The following is an 18557-nucleotide window of genomic DNA, read 5'->3' on the forward strand; positions in this document are numbered from 1 at the left end:
GGAGTTACAAGAAGATCTTGACGATTGGATAAAAGAATATAATGTTGAGAGGACTCATACTGGCAAGTATTGTTACGGAAAAACGCCCATGCAAACATTTCTAGATTCGAAGAATATTGCTTTAGAAAAAATGTTGGATAATAAATTACAGACAACAAAAGAAAACGAGAGTGTCAGATTAAATGCTAACTAGTGCAGATTAAAGAGGAATAAATCACTATGACAAATTCTTGAGTTCATCTCTAGCCATGTCTTTATTCACAAAATAGAATAGGGGCCCTCCAATAATAAACAATGGAGAGATAGATATAATACTAATCATAGTGGCAATATCACCGCTATATCCCATAGATCTTACTAAAAGACCGACTCCGTCCATGAGCACTGGGCCAATCACAACAGCAAATTTGCCTATTATATTATAAAAACCAAAAACTCGGTTGATTTATCCGCAGGTATAATCCTTTACATAGAATGATCGACTTAATGCTTGATACATTTATAAGCAAATCCTCGCATTATCACTTCATTAAATGCATCATCTGGTTGAGAGTGTATTATCCCTGGCACCCTTCCCTAAACAGTTTTACCTTAAAATATATTCTTAATGCGTCTTTGATAGATTCTTGGAGTAGCAAGCAGAATCTCCACAAAACATGCCATCCAGCAACCAGGACACCTTCTGTAATCCTCCAACTCTTTTTCATATCTTTGATCATTTAACATTTCTTTAATCGAGGATTCTTTAATATTCCCAATAGGCTTTCTGCTGCATAGGCTCAAATCGCCATTTGGATCAAGAAAGACCTTAAATGACTTAAAAATCCCGGTCAAATATGGGCAGAGCTTCTCAGTCTTACCCTTAGTGAAACTTGGAATTGAAGATAAAAATTGCCTGGAGACTGATACATGCTCTTTTGTTAATGCAAGTTTGATAACCCTTTCTAAATTTTTGCTGTAATGCAATACAGGCACATCCGGGTGAGTTGAATCCTGATAAAAGAAATTATTAACCGGAGCAAGAGTATGCGTCCAACCATATCTTTCTGATACAGCAAGCATATCTGGAACCTGATCAATGTTTTGATCTGATATTACGGTGTGAATGTTCAGGATTGAGTTTGATTTTAATTCCTTACGCAATTTAGTCACTAGCTTGATATTCTGCATAACCCTCTCTGAGACATTCTTTACACCCCTGAGTTTATCAGCTATCTCGCCAAATCCGTCAAAGGAAGTTCCAATCCTGATGCCATTTCTCAGGGCTGCTGTTGCGACTCTGCTGATTGTGTGCTCATTGGCATAGAGATTGGTGTTACAATTAACACCAAAGGGGAATTTATTTGCGGAATAGTCCAGTATTTCTGGGATATCTTTTACTATTGAAGGTTCTCCTCCTGATATGGTGAGCGAGGGTATTTTATAAGGCTCTAAAATCTCAAGATATCGTCTATACTCATCAAAACCTAGCGTGTTCCCGGTTCCCTTTCCAACGATTACTGAATTACACATTGGGCAGTTCTGATTACAGAGATTCGTAACATTCAGATTTAGATTAAGAACTATCGGGTTTTGGGTTAAATATTTGCCAATGAATATTGACGACGTTTTCGCTATTTTTCTTGCTTGAGGGGGTTTGAATATTCGCTCTTTTGTCATTGGGGCTTAATATTAGTTGCGTTGTCAAGGGTATGCAATCCGAATGGGGTATCATTTTCTCATCCTGATCACTTAACAACTTGCTTTCCTTTAAGTGATTTATCAGTAATCTACAGTTATGAATTCTGTCTCTTTATGAATGCATTCCGTTCCCTGAACTATAGTATCCTTTTTTAATAATCCCGCATAGAATAATATTAGAACTCCGATGCCTGACCATACAAAAGCCCTGAGCCTTCTTATTATACCAAGGGTTAATCCAAGGGCGGGATCAAATCCAAGGAACTTGAGAGCTAAGGAAAATGATCCTTCGCTTGTTCCAAGATTGGCCGGCATGAAAAAGATAACACCTGTCAGGAAGAGGTTGAAGATGAAAACAAACATTGCATTTGTAAAGGAGATATCAATACCTATAAATTTTATAATAAAAAATATTTCGAGAACACCTGTAATTAGAATCGATATATAACGAATAATAATTGAAAGGTAAAAGTTTTTTAGTTTTTTGGGAGCGCAAAAGAGATATTTAATCTCCTCATCCAGCGCCTTAACCTTTTGCCATCTATCTTCATTCATGAATTTCTTGATAATGATTCTCGGAAACATGTTCAAGATATTTTCAAGGAAGCCATCTCTCTGCTTTTTGAGTATAACTATCATCATACATAATGAAATAACGAGAAACAGGAGGGATATCACTGTTATTTCAAAGGGAATTTTTAGAATAAAGAAACTGGAAAAGACCCCGGTAATAACAAGAAGAATATTGGCAATAATATGAATAGTCCTGTCAAGAACCACTGATGCCAGTCCAATATTGAAGGGGATCAAATCCTTGATATACATAGCCTTGAGCGGTTCGCCTACTATTGCACCCAGGCTGTTAACGGATGAGGGAGAATCCCCAGCAATTCTCGCAAGCAACAATTTATAGAAATTCCCTCTCTTTACCGGGTAGGTTATTAAGATCTTCCATGCATAGGTGAGAAAAATGTTATTAAAAAGAAAAATTGATACAATTATCCCAAATTTCCAACTCATAGCCTGAATATGATGAATAATTTTTTCAATTCCAAAGCTTTTAAAGAGTAGGATTAAAATCAATATTCCGACAATTAAAAACGTTGTTCTGGCTCTATTTAATAAAAGAGATTTCATCACGCAGCTAAATTGTAATTTGTAAGATTATGCCCTCCCTTTTGCTAAAGGTGAAGGTAATGTATTCAATGTTTTTTATTAATATGCTATTTGTTAAACTATTATATATTTGACCCATAGAGTGAAGATATATAAGCAAATAGCGGATATATTTACAAGCACAAAATGCACATAATTGACATCACAGTGTAAATAGCCCTTCCTTATATTATTGTTGCGCACATTTAGGGTTAATTATAAACAACAGAGTCCTTGTAACTATTCGCAAAATGCTATTTCGCTAATGTATTACTAACCGCAAAGAGTGAAGCAATAAAAGCAAAAAGCTGTGATATTTTCAAGTATAAAATGCACATAATTGACGGTGGTGTCTTAATTTATAGAAAATATCATTTCTGATGGCCTGCACGGGCGCAGGCTCTGCGAATGCAGGAACCCCATCTAAAGAACCAGAAGATTCCGGTGATCCAGCTGGAGTGATAACGGATATAATTCAATATCTATATAAAAAAGAAGAGTGCAGGGTATGTTGATGTAGATTCATCGATTATATTAAGTCAATATCTCTTTGAATCCATTTCTGTATGTGACATCCTTTTAGAAGATTATCCTTATTAACAAATCCAGGACCTCAGGTATTATATATAATAGCATTGAGGTTAATGATCAATTAATCGAGTTCCTTTTTTTGATCAAGGATATAGCTCTTGAATTGTTTTCTTAGTTCAGTTTTCTGTACCTTAGACATCGCATTCTTGGGAAGTTCATCTATGAAAACAACATGTCGAGGACTTTTATAATCAGCCAAATGCCCTTTACAAAACGCATTTATTGCTTCCGGCGCAAGTGCGTCCTTGCCTGGCATAGCGCCACGACGGGGGACAATTACAGCAAGCAGGTCTTCACCCAACATTTCGTGATCCACCCCAATAACCGCTACCTCCAACACTTCAGGTATCTCTAATAAAACCCTTTCAACTTCAATGGCAAAGATATTGTAGCCGCCGCGATTAATCATGTCTTTCTTGCGATCCGTGATATAGACATAGCCGTCAGCATCAATGTAACCGACATCTCCTGTATGCAGCATATCGCCATCCCATAACTCTGTAGTTAGAATGTCAGCTTTATAATAGGAGCGCCTCTTCACTTCTGATCGGAAACATATCTCACCAACCTCACCTTGCTGCAATACATTATTATCATTATCACAAATAAAGACTTCACAGTTTACAGGAACGCCGACTGAACCAGGATGGTTGAGGATATCATCCGGATTGGGGCCAAGCATACAAGCTGCATTAGCGCCACCTTCAGTTAAGCCATAAGCATTTATCATCATAATATTTGGCCACACATCTTTCATTTTACGAACGGTATCGGGTGAAATCGCTGCAGCGCCAAATAAAATGCATTTTAGGCTGCTGTAGTCAAAATCGTTTATCTTGGGATGATTCATGCATAGGTTAAGCATGGTAGGCACTGCCATGGCTGAGGTAACTCTGTGTTCCTCAATGCCTCTGAGAAAGGTTTCCGGATCAAACTTTGCCATAACGACCTGTGTGATGCCCGATCGCACTGTCATCAACATCATTCCGTGGCATCCCGTAAAACCGAAGAGCGGCACAGCGTGAATAATAGATTCTCCAAACATCTCAGACAAGATGGAACTAAGATTTGGGCTTCCCTCTTTGCCAACGATATTTTCCTGTGGAACCAAAACGCCTTTCGGCAATCCTGTGGTGCCGGAGGTGTAGAGCAGGTCAGCGGGATCATGAGGTTGCATTGGCGGATTAAGCGGAGTGAAGTCCTCTGATCCATTTTCTATAACAGAATCTATGGAAGAAAATCCTTCAGGAACATCATTTCCTGTTGCCCAAAAACTTCGCACTTTGATTTCAAATGGACGTCCGTCTTGTCTAATGGTTTCGCCCTTGGCCAAGTCTTTAATCTCTACTGCATGGGAAGCGCCAGCAATCACTGCAACTGAATCGCTATGTTCCATAACATATAATTTTTCAGGTAACGCCCAGCGAATGTTTAGCGGCACAGGGATTCCGCCCATCTTCATAACCCCAAAATAACTCGAAACAAACGCACAGGCCTGATCATTACCGAGTATAATCGCTACCTTCTCGCATCGTTTAATGCCAGCATCCTCAAGGGCTTTGGCAACTCTGGATGAGCGAGCATCAAGTTCCTTGAATGTGATTTTCCCATCATTAGCAATGATACTCAGTTTGTCCGGTTTATCAACAGTAGTGTCTGCAAGGAAGTCAGTAACAGTTGTCATGATATTCCCCTCCATTGATAAATATTTATTAACGTCATTATTAAAAGCCCTTTATATGAGTAAAAATATCAATGATAATTTTGAAATTATAATTTTCTACTTATATAAAAATGTTCAATTACGATTTGATAGATAAGAATATATCTTTAATTATGCTAATTATTTCATCCAAATTAGAATTGTATGGCAAGTATGGTAAAATCATCCATCAGTTTGTCTTCAATATAATTATTATCAAGATAGTCCTTACATGACTGGATAATGTTTAACGGGCTGGTATTTAGACTATTTAAGGATATTTTGGCAAGCGTCTCTTCACCCTTGTTTATGTCGCCATCACCAAGGCGTTCAAGAACGCCATCAGTGAATAATACTATTAGATCGCCAGTATCATAGAGCATTACCTTTTCCTCATATACCGAGTTGCTGTCGAGACCCAAGGCCTTGCCCTTGGCGTTAAGCTTGAGTATCTCGCTTGTACGATTTTTAATGAATAATTGATCATTATGCCCGGCATTTCCATAAGTAAAGATATTATTATGTGAGTCCACCAGCATGTAGAAAAGAGAGACAAACATCCCATGTTCTGATTCATGATTTATGTATAGATTGGAGCTGGATAAGAGTGAGCTTGGCTGATTGTTTAATCTAGTCTCTGCCCTCATAATATTTAGCGCCGCTGTCATAAATAACGCGGCAGGAATCCCCTTCCCTGAAACATCCGCGACTAATGCAGCATATTTATTCTCATCAAATTTGAAAAAATCATAAAAATCGCCACCCACCTCTTTTGCCGGCTTATGAAAGGCTGCGATTCTGTGATTCCTATGTTTCTCAGGAATCTTTGGCAGAATTTGCTTCTGGATTTTAGAGGCTATATCAATTTCTTTAGATAAAGTCTTCTGTTTTTTTATCTCTTTCTGATAAATGCTATTTTTATATATTTCAGCAATCTGGCTCCCAATAGTTTGCAGGGTTCTCAGGTCATTAGAGTCAAAATCTCTTTGATCCTTCTTGTCTGCGATGCTCATCACGCCAATTATCTGTTTTTGCGATCGAATTGGCACTGATATAAAGGATCTTGTATTATACCGCCTTTCTCTATTTTCAAGGGGAAAGGATATCTCCTTTTCTATATCAGAAACAATCAAGGGATGTCCCTTCTTGAAAACAAATCCAGTGATGTTTTCGCCAACATGGATTTCGGAATTGCTTTTAATGGTACTCGGGAGTCCACGGGAGGCGATTATAAAGAATTTATCATTTAATTTATTATGAAAGATGATAGAAGCCTTCTCAGCATCAAGGGAGTGGGCAACGGATTGTATTACCTTGTCAAAGATATCCTCTTCAGGGTCAGCAAAGGATATAGATTGCGATATCTCATATAGGGCTGTTAACTCGTTAATTCGACTTCTAAGATCGTTATACAACATCCTATTGGATATGGAAATAGCTGCTTGTTCAGCTAAGTAGGTTAGTAATTTTAAATCCTGTGTATCGAATCCATGATTATTTATAGCATTGACGACTTCCAAAACGCCTATGAGCTTGCCCCTTACCTTCATTGGGACACATAATATATGTTGTGTAGTAAAACTCGATTTGTTATCAATTCCTCTGAAAAACCTAGGATCATTCTGGACGTCATTAACAATGAGAGATTTCCCAGTTTTTGCCGCATATCCCGCTATACCCTTCCCAACTGGCACCTTCTCCCCTTTGAGGGAATAGCCCTTCTCGCAAAGAACCACATCGAATATTAGGTCGCCAGTATCAGCTTCATGAAGCAAAATAGATGAACTCTCAGATTTCACCAATCCCTTAGCCAAATCAAGGATGCCAGTCAGAAGCTCTGGAAGCTCCATTGAGGAATTAATTTTTTTGTTAACCGCGCTGATCTGTGAAAGGCTAATTCTTTTCATCTCATTGTTGCGCCTCATCTTTATCAAATGCTATACTATTCCTTCATGTATGCTAATCTATAGATGAAATTTTTATGAGAAGCTTGAAATGTAAAGGAAAAGATAAAATTTCACTTTTGATTATTATAATAATGATTAAGATATTGAAAAACGACTATTGCATTATGTCAATTGATATTTAATAAAATGGATTATGTCACAATTATTCAACAGCCTAATCAATCTCACAACTTAATTCTTATTATTTATTTTCTTATAAATCCAACTCTTAATGTTGACAAACAATTACTCTTCAATAAGCTACAGTACTTGTGAGGATCTCAGAGTACAAATGCGCAAATTGAAAAAATATGAAGCCTTTACACACTCCACATTCTCCATAGGATGATTTACCTGATATGCTTATCATATAATCCCAAATGGTCTTTCATCATCCTGTTGCTAATTCAGTTGTTCTTAATTATTCTATATCATCACAGGGAAGAAGGCAAGCATTAATGAACTATATTATATATCAGACAGCATTTATTGGCGACATTATACTGGCAACATCGATGGCAAAGACCATAAGGGATATAGATGGGGATGGAGAGATTTTTTTTATTACAACCCCTGTTGGAGAAGAGATCCTTAGGAACAACAATCGAATAGATAGAATATTGGTCTACGATAAGAGGAAAAATGGATTATCTGACATAGTAAAAATTATCAAAGTGATAAAGGAGAGATTTAGGGGCAAAGAGACTGTATATATCTCTCCCCATCGATTTGCGCGTGCATCAATTATTGGATGTCTTCTTAGATCAGATGTAAGGGTGGGCTTCAATGCCTCAACGCTATCATTCTTCTACAATCGAATTGCTCAATATCGTTACGGCATTCATGAACTAGAGAGGAATTTTGGACTTATAAGTGCAGTCTTTGAGGGCGTTCTTCCAAATGAAGGGTATTCGAGACCAGAACTATTCCCCTCTGAGGAGGATTATTTTAGTGTTAAGGGCTTAGTGAATAAATGGATTGACGCGGATAAAAATATAATATCAATAGCCCCAGGATCGGTATGGGCGACAAAGAGATGGCCGATTGAGTATTTTAAAGAGCTAATTCGGCTTTTAGAGAATCATGGAACTGGAGCGATACTAATAGGAGGAAAAGAGGATCAAATCCTTTGTGATAGACTGACCTCTAACAATGTGATAAATCTAGCTGGAAGGCTAACAATCCTGGAATCAGCAGCAGCCATTAGCCTGTCAAGGGGTATTGTTACAAATGATTCAGCTCCTCTACATATAGCCTCAGCTATGAATGTCCCTACTCTTGCGATATTCGGTTCTACAACACCTTATTTGGGATTTGGCCCCGTTGCGGATAGATCCATAGTATTTGAGAATATCGATGTAGAATGCAGGCCATGCGGAAGTCATGGGCGCATGAAATGCAGAAAGAAACACTTTGACTGTATGAATAAGATTTATCCTGAGAAGGTATTCGATGAGCTTAAGAGACTTATATAGTATGAGTTTCCCTAATTGAAAAACGAATATTGCAGTCTTGTTAGTATTATGAATTATAAGAGCATGATGAGAATGATGATGAAATCCAAAGCAGGGGCCTATGCCCTCTCCTTTTCATGTGGAGCAGCAGTATACTTTATCGAATACCTCTTCTGTCTTTTATGTAATTCCTACTTCGCAGTAATGGGAGTGAAGTCGCATGAGATTGAGAAGATAGTCTTTTCACAGTTCAAATATCTAATAGTCCTTAGCCAGCTAAAGATTTTTTTTGTGTACATAGTAATAGGCGGTATCAGCGGATTATGTATATGTTATTTAGTATATCTCTATTCAGAAAAATTCAGGAGGGAACTAAACGCAAAAAAAATAATTATATCAACCCTATTCTTCACTTTTGCTCTCTCCCTAATATTTCTTATCTATGATATCTCCACTCATCCGGCTCTCTATAATGAGGTCTTCTATGCCAAGGGGGGGATTCTGTCTGAATTTCAAATCTTCCTCACTGATAGAATGCCGAGATTCATAATGATGATTTTTCGAATCATCATTATTTTGCTCTTCCTTCCATTTCTAATGGCCCTTGTTGTCGGTGTCTTCAAGAAGATAATTACACTCTTTAGGATGTACCCACGGTTTATCGGATTTACATTAATACTAATTCCAATCATAGTGATAATCATACTATCATGGGGAGACAAGAATGAGGGGCCGAATCTATTAATACTCTCATCCGATTCCTTTCGATATGATAGGATTTCAGCTTATGGGAACAAAAAAAACTTAACCCCAAATATTGATAAACTCATCAATGAGGGGTTTTCATTTACAAATCTCCATGTACAGCTACCACGAACTTTTCCATCTTGGTATTGCATACTCACAGGAGAATACCCTTCAGGGCATGGGATAAGACATATGTTTCCACGTCGAGAGGATATTCTGAAGGCTGAGGCCTATCTCCCATTAATATTAAGGGAAAGGGGATATACCACGTCAGTTGTGGCTGATTATGCAGGTGATATATTTTCGAAGATAAAGGGATTTGATCGAAAACTTACGCCCTACTTTAATTTTAACATCATGATTATGCAGAATTCGCTTGAGATTCACTTTCTCCTCTTACCCTATTTGCATAATAGAATTGGCAGATTGATCTTCCCTGAATTGAGATGGTTTTCTCATAACTCAGATCCTGGACTCTTGAAGGATGAGGTTATCCGAGAATTGAATGATTTATCAAAAAAGAAAAGATTCTTCTTAACAGTATTCTTTTCTGTGACACATTTCCCATATGCCTCCCCCTATCCTTATTATGGGATGTTTACAAACAAAGATTATAGGGGGAAATATAAATATCTTAAAAAAATAAATGATCCCACCAAAACAGAAATTATTACTAATGAGGACAGGGAACAAATTATATCCCTCTTTGACGGAGCATGCAGAGCCCTTGATGAGAGCATCGGCTCAATAATCGATGAACTTAAAACAAGAGGGTTGTATGATAACACTATTATCATCTTCACTTCAGATCATGGTGAAAATATCTATGATTGCGATTTTGAGCTCGGTCATGGGCAGCACTTCAGGGGTCAATATGCTACTCATGTTCCATTTATAATAAAGTTTAATGATGAATATGCAAATAGGATGAAAATAAAAAAATATGATGGAATAGCGGAACAGATAGATTTTTTGCCAACCATAATGGATGTTATGGGAATCAATCTGGATGAGGATGTTGATGGTGTATCCTTTAAGGATGTAATTGAGGGAAAGAGGAAGGGGATAAAAAAGATTGCCTATTCTGAAACCGGCATATGGTTCGCGGATGAGGGGGATCAATTCTTCCAAAAGCAGAGGATCAGATATCCTGCTGTGCAAAAATTGTGTGAAATAGATGAATACAATAACGAGATTGTTCTAAGGGAGGAATACACGGATCTTGTGAATATTGCCAAGCATAGAACCGTGTTTGATGAGAATTATAAGCTTCTGTATATTCCAACTCGTGACGGCGTGCAGTTTGAACTATATCATTTGAGAGGAAGCGCTCTAAAGAATCTCTATCACAAAAATCACCCCCATTTTAAGAGCTTATATGGCTATTTGAAGAGATTTATGAAAAGGACGGAGAATGCTGAGATAATAAATGGCCTCTTTATTCCAAAAGGCATGGGCAACAGGAGAAAAGATTCTAATGCGTTAAACCTTTCAAGATTAAAATAAAATAACCCCTCCGTGGGTTATTCTGTAGCAATTTATGTGAATTTCAAAGAATTACATCCGTGTAATTCTTTGAAATTCCGATGCGCTAAAATAGGGAGGGCTTATCCCTCCCTATTGTTGATCTCTTTGGGAAAAGAGTAGGCTTTAAAAAACCCTGATGGTATTGAAGGTCGCTTCAGCCTCAATTTCAGTGAATGTCCCTTCTGATATATTAATCTTGCCAAAGATTACCTTGTTTGATGCATAATCCAATCCTGAGAAGTACATAGTAGTATTATCATCATCAATGTCATAGCTTAGAATCTCCATGTTATCCAAGCCTTCAATATTCGTCAGGTCCTCCTGTGCTTCTGATAATAGATTGATTCTGGCCAATTCATGAGTGCCGGTCTCCCAGCCGTTAGCATCCATCACCGCATAACGATAGTATAGGTAATCGCCAACGATTTTTATTTTTGTAGGAACCTCATTGCCGTGGTTTAGCTCAACAACAGCTAACGATATATCTCCGTTTTCATCTAAAAGCTTAAGGACCTTTGTGTTATTGTCGCCTCCTCCTCCCCACCAGCATTGGGAGTAGAGGCCATATAGCGAGCCGTCTGAAGCCCATAACATGGCTCCAACGTTGTTGAAATCCAAGCTTGACATATCGTTCTCAGCAAGCCATGTCTTCATTAGGGAACCGTCAAATGTTTCAATCAGGAATGTCTCAGCATCCTGTTCAATCTTGTGTGCCACACCCCAATTATCCCAGTATTGTTTTGGATTGTCGCTGGGTGCATATCTACTATTCTTCATATCTCCCCAATCCTCGCTGTTATATATTGAGAAGAACTCACTGAAACTGCCACTTTCCCAATCATCAGTGTCATAGTTCCAAATATCGCCAGATACGGTTTTTGTCAGGTTATTTTTAAACGCATTAAAATCATTAAAGCTCACATCCCCATAAAAATAGCCCCTTACCCTATTAATGGCCTTCTGCTCATCAACCACATCACTTGTAAGAATATCAGGTATCCAGTCATAAACGGGATAATACTGGCCATATGTTGATGAGTAATCATCATCGTACTGAACGATCAATTCTGTGCCTGATGTCCAGTTATCATTATTCCATTTAATAAGGTGTATCCAGCTTCCGCCTCCCTGGTTGCCATTTGCATATAATATGTCATATGTCACCACATCATCATCACTGATGTTCGCCCTCAATATCCCTGACATGCCGAGAATATTATAGCCATTTATAATAACCGCGTTACCATTGGGATGAGTAACATATCCTCTCACCCACATGTCAGTTGAACTGCTCGAATAATAGATGTTATTGACCGCGGTCTTGCCAGGTGTATAGAATCTCAGATAATTTTCATTCTGATTCCATTCAGCGCTTTTAATGAAGAGATGCCCCTGGCTGTCAACCTTAAAATTTTGTATTGATAATGTGGCATTTTCTGGTGTTTTCTGAACAGGAGCCTCAGCAAGCACAGGATCATAGCACCACACAGATTCATTCATATTTGAGCCGCTTCCCTTAGAAACCTTAAAGTACAGCTTCCCCTCGCTATCCTTAACCAAGGGATCAGAATCCATCCCCCACCATGACCAGGTTTCCACCCTGCCGTCTATACTCTCAGAATAGGATTCCGGATTAAGCGGCCAGATAATATCATATGTATTGTCTGAATAGATCCTGACAAACTGAACCGCCCTGTGAGCATCAAAATCCCACTCTTGATAGGGCCACTCGAAACAGAGATACAGACTGCCGTCAGATCCAATGGAGATGAATGCAACGTTTGGTCTCCAAATATCACTCTGATCCTGGCTTTCGGATACAAAGCTTATGATGCCCTCTACTGTGCCATCCTCCATTATCTTCACTATGTCTGAACTCTGGCTTTCAGAACCTCTTGTTGCTTTGCTTGAAGAACTGGTGGAACCTGCAACGGCCATTGCACCTGCAATATCAAACTGAAGCTGTACCCCTGAATTATTCCATGGGGGAGGACCGCTATCATCGCCATCATCACCGCATCCACCGCACCCGATCATAAGCGACATGATTAAAATCAAGCTTGCTGTAATTACAAATGATCTCTTTAACCTATGCATAACCAATAACCTCCTATTTAATATTGTGAGTAATTATTATACAGGATCTGAAAAATCAAATCGTAATACAACCACCTCCCCATTACAATTTGCTGAGATATTTATAATCTGTATTATATCTCATGCTAAGGTGAAAGTCAATTTGAAAAGGAGTATAATACAACAGCAAAACAGTAACACGTAACCACTTATAAGGAATGGAGTATAAAAGGACTATTAGCTACCTCAATATCAGGTGTCATCCCTGCGAATGCAGGAATGACAGTAAGCACAATTTTTATGAGTAGTTACGTTAGATTAGGGAATATACTGACTGGAAGGATAATTAACTTGACACTACCCCAAAATAAGACTTATATCACCCCTCAAAGGCTTTCTCTGTATAATGATCAGTGTCTTTTCATATTTATTTTGACTTTAGCCTACATCTTTATTTATTTGTAATTAATAAGGCATTTTAAATCAGAATTCATGACAATTCCAGAGTGGTTACAAGAAATTTGCCAAAATTATTAGTATTAAATTACCTGAAATAACCGTTCATTCATAATGTCTCATTGCTTCAAATGCTTTCTTTAAAAATGAAAAGCATATTTTCATTAAAGATATAATTGATATTACTTTTATGAAGTATCCGCAATGGTCTGGCAAGCCAGAGGTTTGACCATGACATTGTGGATTTTCAATGGCTGGGCAATTTGTAGCCAATCCATGTGTCTCATTTGCTATGGAAGACACAGCAGGATAGATGAGCAGGATGACACGAATTCTCATCTCGTTTATCAAAGATTAGACATGCCTTCATTTGTCATAAGGTCTGAAAATAAAGTTAAAATGATTAATTCAAAGGAGGTTTTTATGAAAAAGAGTATGATAGTGCTTTTCGCCCTAGTCCTTGCAGTGAGTCTATTTAGCTGCAAATCCGAGGATGGTGGAGCGGGCGCTCCGGGCTTTCCGGGGCAGCAGGGAGAACAGGGAGAACAGGGAGAACAGGGAGAACAGGGAGACCCAGGTGAGACCGAGTACCCAAGGCTCTACGTGGCAGGTGCTTCCTCTGATAATGTCTGTATCTTCAATGAGGCAGGAGTAGCAGCATGGTCACATGGGGATATTTACCCTGACAGGGAGATAATTGGCCCTGATACAACATTTGCTTACCCTACAGGATTATACTTTGTAAAGACAGAAAATTCTTCCAGTCTGTATGTGTCAGATGCAGTGAATCATCAGATTTTAGTCTTTAGTAATGCTGACACAATAGACGGAGATATTGCGCCTACGAAAACAATAGAGTCTGTGACAGTGCCGGCAGAAGGCACAGCTCCAGCATGCGATAGTATTTATCAACCCCTCGGATTCGTTATAGACAATGACAGGCTGTATCTGGCTAATGCTTCTGGAGATAGCATTTCCATCTTTCAGAATATCAGCAGTTGGAGCGATGGCGTTAGCTCGCCAATCCCTGAAGCGTGCATACGCGGCTCCAATACGCAACTTAACGTTGCTACCGGAATAGCTTTAGACGAAGATGGAAGACTTTATGTGGCAAACCATATGGCTGGTGAGATCAAGATATGGAATGACTGGACAGCCCTGACCGATATGAATACCGCCTCTAATATAACAATGTCAGGTCTAAACATGCCTTATGGATTGTTTATTGATAAGAATACCTATGAAAAAGGAGGAGATACAGTTAAAGGCATACTCTATGTCAATGATTGGGCAGCTAATTCTATCTATGTTTACTATATCAATGTCAATGGCACTTTCAATCTAAGCAGCGCTTCATCGCCAGACTTGACATTTACCTCCAGCAGTGGTTTATTAACAAATCCTGGTCACGTTTGGGTGGATGCGGAGTCTGATATGATGTATGTAACCGCTTTTTTTAATATCCTGATATGGGAGCAGGCAAGCGAATTAGCGAGTGGAGATATTGGGGTTCCTGACAGGATTATTGGAGATGAAGGTTGGGGAGCGCCGAACAATAGCCAATTGAATAGCGCGCGATTTATGTATCTTGAAACTGAAAATTAAAGGTTACATATGACTTCATTTGTCGTGAGGTCTGAAAATGATGTTAAAATAATTTATTCAAAGGAGGTTTTTATGAAAAAGAGTATGATAGTGCTTTTCGCCCTAGTCCTTGCAGTGAGTTTATTTAGCTGCAAATCCGAGGATGGTGGAGCGGGCGCTCCGGGCTTTCCGGGGCAGCAGGGAGAACAGGGAGAACAGGGAGAACAGGGAGACCCAGGTGAGACCGAGTACCCAAGGCTCTACGTGGCAGGTGCTTCCTCTGATAATGTCTGTATCTTCAATGAGGCAGGAGTAGCAGCATGGTCACATGGGGATATTTACCCTGACAGGGAGATAATTGGCCCTGATACAACATTTGCTTACCCTACAGGATTATACTTTGTAAAGACAGAAAATTCTTCCAGTCTGTATGTGTCAGATGCAGTGAATCATCAGATTTTAGTCTTTAGTAATGCTGACACAATAGACGGAGATATTGCGCCTACGAAAACAATAGAGTCTGTGACAGTGCCGGCAGAAGGCACAGCTCCAGCATGCGATAGTATTTATCAACCCCTCGGATTCGTTATAGACAATGACAGGCTGTATCTGGCTAATGCTTCTGGAGATAGCATTTCCATCTTTCAGAATATCAGCAGTTGGAGCGATGGCGTTAGCTCGCCAATCCCTGAAGCGTGCATACGCGGCTCCAATACGCAACTTAACGTTGCTACCGGAATAGCTTTAGACGAAGATGGAAGACTTTATGTGGCAAACCATATGGCTGGTGAGATCAAGATATGGAATGACTGGACAGCCCTGACCGATATGAATACCGCCTCTAATATAACAATGTCAGGTCTAAACATGCCTTATGGATTGTTTATTGATAAGAATACCTATGAAAAAGGAGGAGATACAGTTAAAGGCATACTCTATGTCAATGATTGGGCAGCTAATTCTATCTATGTTTACTATATCAATGTCAATGGCACTTTCAATCTAAGCAGCGCTTCATCGCCAGACTTGACATTTACCTCCAGCAGTGGTTTATTAACAAATCCTGGTCACGTTTGGGTGGATGCGGAGTCTGATATGATGTATGTAACCGCTTTTTTTAATATCCTGATATGGGAGCAGGCAAGCGAATTAGCGAGTGGAGATATTGGGGTTCCTGACAGGATTATTGGAGATGAAGGCTGGGGAGCGCCGAACAATAGCCAATTGAATAGCGCGCGTTTTATGTATCTTGAAAAAGAATAGTATTAAACCATTACTTTTTCAAAATTGGGCATGCGCTAATAAAAAGCGCATGCCTTTCATTTTTACTATTGAGAGGGAATCATATTACACACAAAGATAATTACACCCTACTTTCTCCCATCCCAACAGGATGGGACAGTGTAGCCAATACAGCTGTAATTTAGCTGTAGAAAGAAATCAACCGCAAGCATTGATAAAACCAGTCATACAGCGGTACCGTGTATCAGGGCTAGCAGCCTGTTATCGCTGAGATGTATCCATCCTTTTGTTACTTCAACAGAGGTAAAACATCATCTCTAACTTTTACGGTAAGGATTTCATCCATTGCCTTATCCAGGCTTTTAACATCATGGATAGATTTGATAAGTTCTTTCTCAACACTATAATGGAATGTCCCATTGAATTCTACGGTATAGCATCCTCCATGTCCTTTGAACGGCAAACGAACTTATCAGAAATCCTGGTTGTTTATTGTAATGTGAGTTACGTAGCGTCTGTAGTTGGAGATTTTCATATTGTCGTAATCAAATCCCGGATTAAGTCCCTCGTGAACGGTCTGCCATTCCCAATTTATCACATCATTTTCAACCGTGCTTCCAGGATCAATCAAGCCAGCAAGATCTCCGGTCAGCGAAGATCGCGGCCATCCCGATGGGGGAGTGGGCAATGACCACGAGCTTCTCTCCTCAGGAGCAAAGACCGTCCATAGAATATTCTTGGATAATTGCTTTGAATCATCTGCCTCGCACGCTGTATATGATTCACTTATCTTTTGTGTAATTATAATCTTGAAGTAATGAGGTTCAGGATTATTTTGGTCAAGGAAATCCGCTCCAAACTCGCGATTGTTTCGTGTGAGTAATTGCAGAGAGAAGAAATCGTCAAATACGAGAATTCCGCCAGAGCCGTTAAAAGAGTTGGAACGATCGAATATGGATGTAAATGCATTCTTAGTGCCGGGAATAACGCTATCATTGGTTATGTATGCTGCCGCTGCGATCCCCATATATTCAATTTCGGAAAAATCTCCCGTATCAACAACTGATGTTGTGACTATGTCAACTGGGGATAATTCCAGAGCCTCGCCCGTTCCAATGCCCATAACAAAGAGTTGGCCCTCGCCTGTTTGCAGAGAGTTGTCGCTTCCGCTGTCCCAATCGCCGCATGTGACACAGATGACATCAGATCCTTCAGGAGCATTGCTGATTGAGAATGCAACATTTTGCTGTAGCATATAAGGAGCAAAAAAAATGTGCTGGATGGGGACTTGAGAGGACACGTCAAATTCAGTTACTCCGATGTAATTGAAGGAAAACTGGGAGATATCCACATCCCCCTCATCATCGAGAAGGCTTATAAGATCGTCGTAAGACACACTAGTGCCAAGGGCAGTGATCTTGTGAAGCCCTTATTCAATATGCCCAGAGATGTATTTGTGCTCTGGAAGAGTTAAGAGACAAAAAAGAGATCCAAGTGCACACTGTTTCGGTATGTATATGTTACCCGGAAGCGCGATATTGATGTTGCCATATACCGGGATGTCTAATGGATAGCATCCAAATTCCGATACAAAGGTGTTTAGATTCAATGCCGTAAGACTATTGATGGACATGTCTCGAAGCATTATGCCAACCTCAATGTCGTTAGTTTCCGGAAGATAGATGTCTCCATATAAAATTCCTGTTTCAAAAATAGGATAAATAGGAGCAAGGGGAATTATAAAATCAGAAGCATCTATGTCAATAAATGTCAGATATTGACGGCTATCCGCGGCCGCGGTTATTGTCAAGGGGCCATTGAGATTGACTCCGAGATCATGAAACTCAACAAACCCATCAGCATCCGTGCGGCCCACATTGCTGCCATCCGGAGCTTTGTTATAGCTGGTAATATAAATATCGGAAACCTCAGAGTCGCCTATCATAACATATGCATCAGGGATTGGATTTCCAGATTCATCCACAACCAATACTCGAACATTGCCCTCAGCAGCGCATCCGCCGGATCCGCCTTCCATATCCGTGAATGGATCAGCAAATGTTATAATTAGAGATGTGTTCAACGATACCCCATCCGCCTTAATCATTACAGTTGCTGACCCAGCGCCGGAAGATGGCGGCTTAATTGTGGCCCAATATTCATTTTCAGAAGAACTGACGTCACCCATAACACCCATTGTGCTGGACATGCTGACATTTGCATTATTTGCTGGATCGCCATTTACATCTTTCAGTTCTATAATAATTACTGATTGTGTGGCCTTGCCCCAAAAAAGAGGACATGAAGTTAAGCGAAAGAAACGATAATAAGCTTAACGGAGGAGTCAATGAAATCAAGAAGAAAATTTGACAAACAATTTAAGATTGATTCAGTAGA

16 protein-coding genes are annotated in these 18557 nt (G+C 39.3%); 6 read left to right on the forward strand and 10 right to left on the reverse strand.

From position 1 onward, the window contains the following. A partial coding sequence (locus SVZ03_03275) for an IS481 family transposase (protein ID MDY6933226.1) occupies window positions 1-193 on the forward strand: 193 nt, incomplete at its 5' end. Window positions 194-217: 24 nt separating this feature from the next. Here SVZ03_03275 and SVZ03_03280 read toward each other — a convergent pair. The 3 genes from SVZ03_03280 to SVZ03_03290 all read right to left on the reverse strand — a co-directional run bounded on the left by SVZ03_03280 (window position 218) and on the right by SVZ03_03290 (window position 2817). Further along, entirely contained in the window at window positions 218-397 is a 180-nt protein-coding gene (locus tag SVZ03_03280) for a hypothetical protein (GenBank protein MDY6933227.1), read from the reverse strand. Between the two features lie 194 nt (window positions 398-591). After that, window positions 592-1659 (reverse strand): radical SAM protein, encoded by a 1068-nt coding sequence (locus tag SVZ03_03285; GenBank protein MDY6933228.1) that lies wholly within the window; start codon window positions 1657-1659, stop codon window positions 592-594. Between the two features lie 102 nt (window positions 1660-1761). Continuing rightward, window positions 1762-2817, reverse strand: coding sequence for a lysylphosphatidylglycerol synthase domain-containing protein (locus SVZ03_03290; protein MDY6933229.1), 1056 nt, complete (start codon window positions 2815-2817; stop codon window positions 1762-1764). A 398-nt stretch (window positions 2818-3215) separates the two neighbouring features. Here SVZ03_03290 and SVZ03_03295 point away from each other — a divergent pair, with 398 nt between their 5' ends. Beyond that, on the forward strand, window positions 3216-3350 hold the full coding sequence (locus tag SVZ03_03295) for a hypothetical protein (protein ID MDY6933230.1): 135 nt from the start codon (window positions 3216-3218) through the stop codon (window positions 3348-3350). A 137-nt stretch (window positions 3351-3487) separates the two neighbouring features. Here SVZ03_03295 and SVZ03_03300 read toward each other — a convergent pair whose 3' ends face one another. Further along, a complete protein-coding gene (locus tag SVZ03_03300) occupies window positions 3488-5110 on the reverse strand; it encodes a class I adenylate-forming enzyme family protein (protein MDY6933231.1) in 1623 nt (540 codons plus the stop codon). 173 nt (window positions 5111-5283) lie between these two features. Continuing rightward, window positions 5284-7035: a SpoIIE family protein phosphatase gene (locus SVZ03_03305; protein MDY6933232.1), complete on the reverse strand. Its 1752-nt coding sequence runs from the start codon at window positions 7033-7035 to the stop codon at window positions 5284-5286. A gap of 497 nt (window positions 7036-7532) precedes the next feature. Between SVZ03_03305 and SVZ03_03310 the strand changes: the two genes are divergently transcribed. Both SVZ03_03310 and SVZ03_03315 read left to right on the forward strand, forming a co-directional pair. Beyond that, window positions 7533-8549, forward strand: coding sequence for a glycosyltransferase family 9 protein (locus SVZ03_03310; protein ID MDY6933233.1), 1017 nt, complete (start codon window positions 7533-7535; stop codon window positions 8547-8549). 48 nt (window positions 8550-8597) lie between these two features. Next, on the forward strand, window positions 8598-10781 hold the full coding sequence (locus tag SVZ03_03315) for a sulfatase (protein MDY6933234.1): 2184 nt from the start codon (window positions 8598-8600) through the stop codon (window positions 10779-10781). A gap of 144 nt (window positions 10782-10925) precedes the next feature. Here the strand turns inward: SVZ03_03315 and SVZ03_03320 are convergent, their stop codons facing one another. Further along, a complete protein-coding gene (locus tag SVZ03_03320; protein MDY6933235.1) occupies window positions 10926-12899 on the reverse strand; it encodes a hypothetical protein in 1974 nt (657 codons plus the stop codon). Window positions 12900-13439: 540 nt separating this feature from the next. Beyond that, window positions 13440-13673: a hypothetical protein gene (locus SVZ03_03325; protein ID MDY6933236.1), complete on the reverse strand. Its 234-nt coding sequence runs from the start codon at window positions 13671-13673 to the stop codon at window positions 13440-13442. An 84-nt stretch (window positions 13674-13757) separates the two neighbouring features. Here SVZ03_03325 and SVZ03_03330 point away from each other — a divergent pair, with 84 nt between their 5' ends. Next, on the forward strand, window positions 13758-14939 hold the full coding sequence (locus SVZ03_03330; protein MDY6933237.1) for a hypothetical protein: 1182 nt from the start codon (window positions 13758-13760) through the stop codon (window positions 14937-14939). A 72-nt stretch (window positions 14940-15011) separates the two neighbouring features. Beyond that, a complete protein-coding gene (locus tag SVZ03_03335; GenBank protein MDY6933238.1) occupies window positions 15012-16181 on the forward strand; it encodes a hypothetical protein in 1170 nt (389 codons plus the stop codon). 268 nt (window positions 16182-16449) lie between these two features. Here the strand turns inward: SVZ03_03335 and SVZ03_03340 are convergent, their stop codons facing one another. From SVZ03_03340 to SVZ03_03350, 3 genes are read right to left on the reverse strand one after another with little or no spacing between them, the layout of a single operon-like run. Then, a complete protein-coding gene (locus SVZ03_03340) occupies window positions 16450-16623 on the reverse strand; it encodes a hypothetical protein (protein ID MDY6933239.1) in 174 nt (57 codons plus the stop codon). Window positions 16624-16632: 9 nt separating this feature from the next. After that, window positions 16633-17556 carry a hypothetical protein gene (locus SVZ03_03345; GenBank protein ID MDY6933240.1) on the reverse strand — a complete coding sequence of 308 codons (924 nt, stop codon included), beginning with the start codon at window positions 17554-17556 and terminating at the stop codon, window positions 16633-16635. Between the two features lie 33 nt (window positions 17557-17589). Further along, on the reverse strand, window positions 17590-18369 hold the full coding sequence (locus tag SVZ03_03350) for a carboxypeptidase-like regulatory domain-containing protein (protein ID MDY6933241.1): 780 nt from the start codon (window positions 18367-18369) through the stop codon (window positions 17590-17592). Between the last annotated feature and the right edge of the window lie 188 nt (window positions 18370-18557).

The organism is Spirochaetota bacterium, assembly GCA_034190085.1.
GTDB lineage: Bacteria > Spirochaetota > UBA4802 > UBA4802 > JAFGDQ01 > JAXHTS01.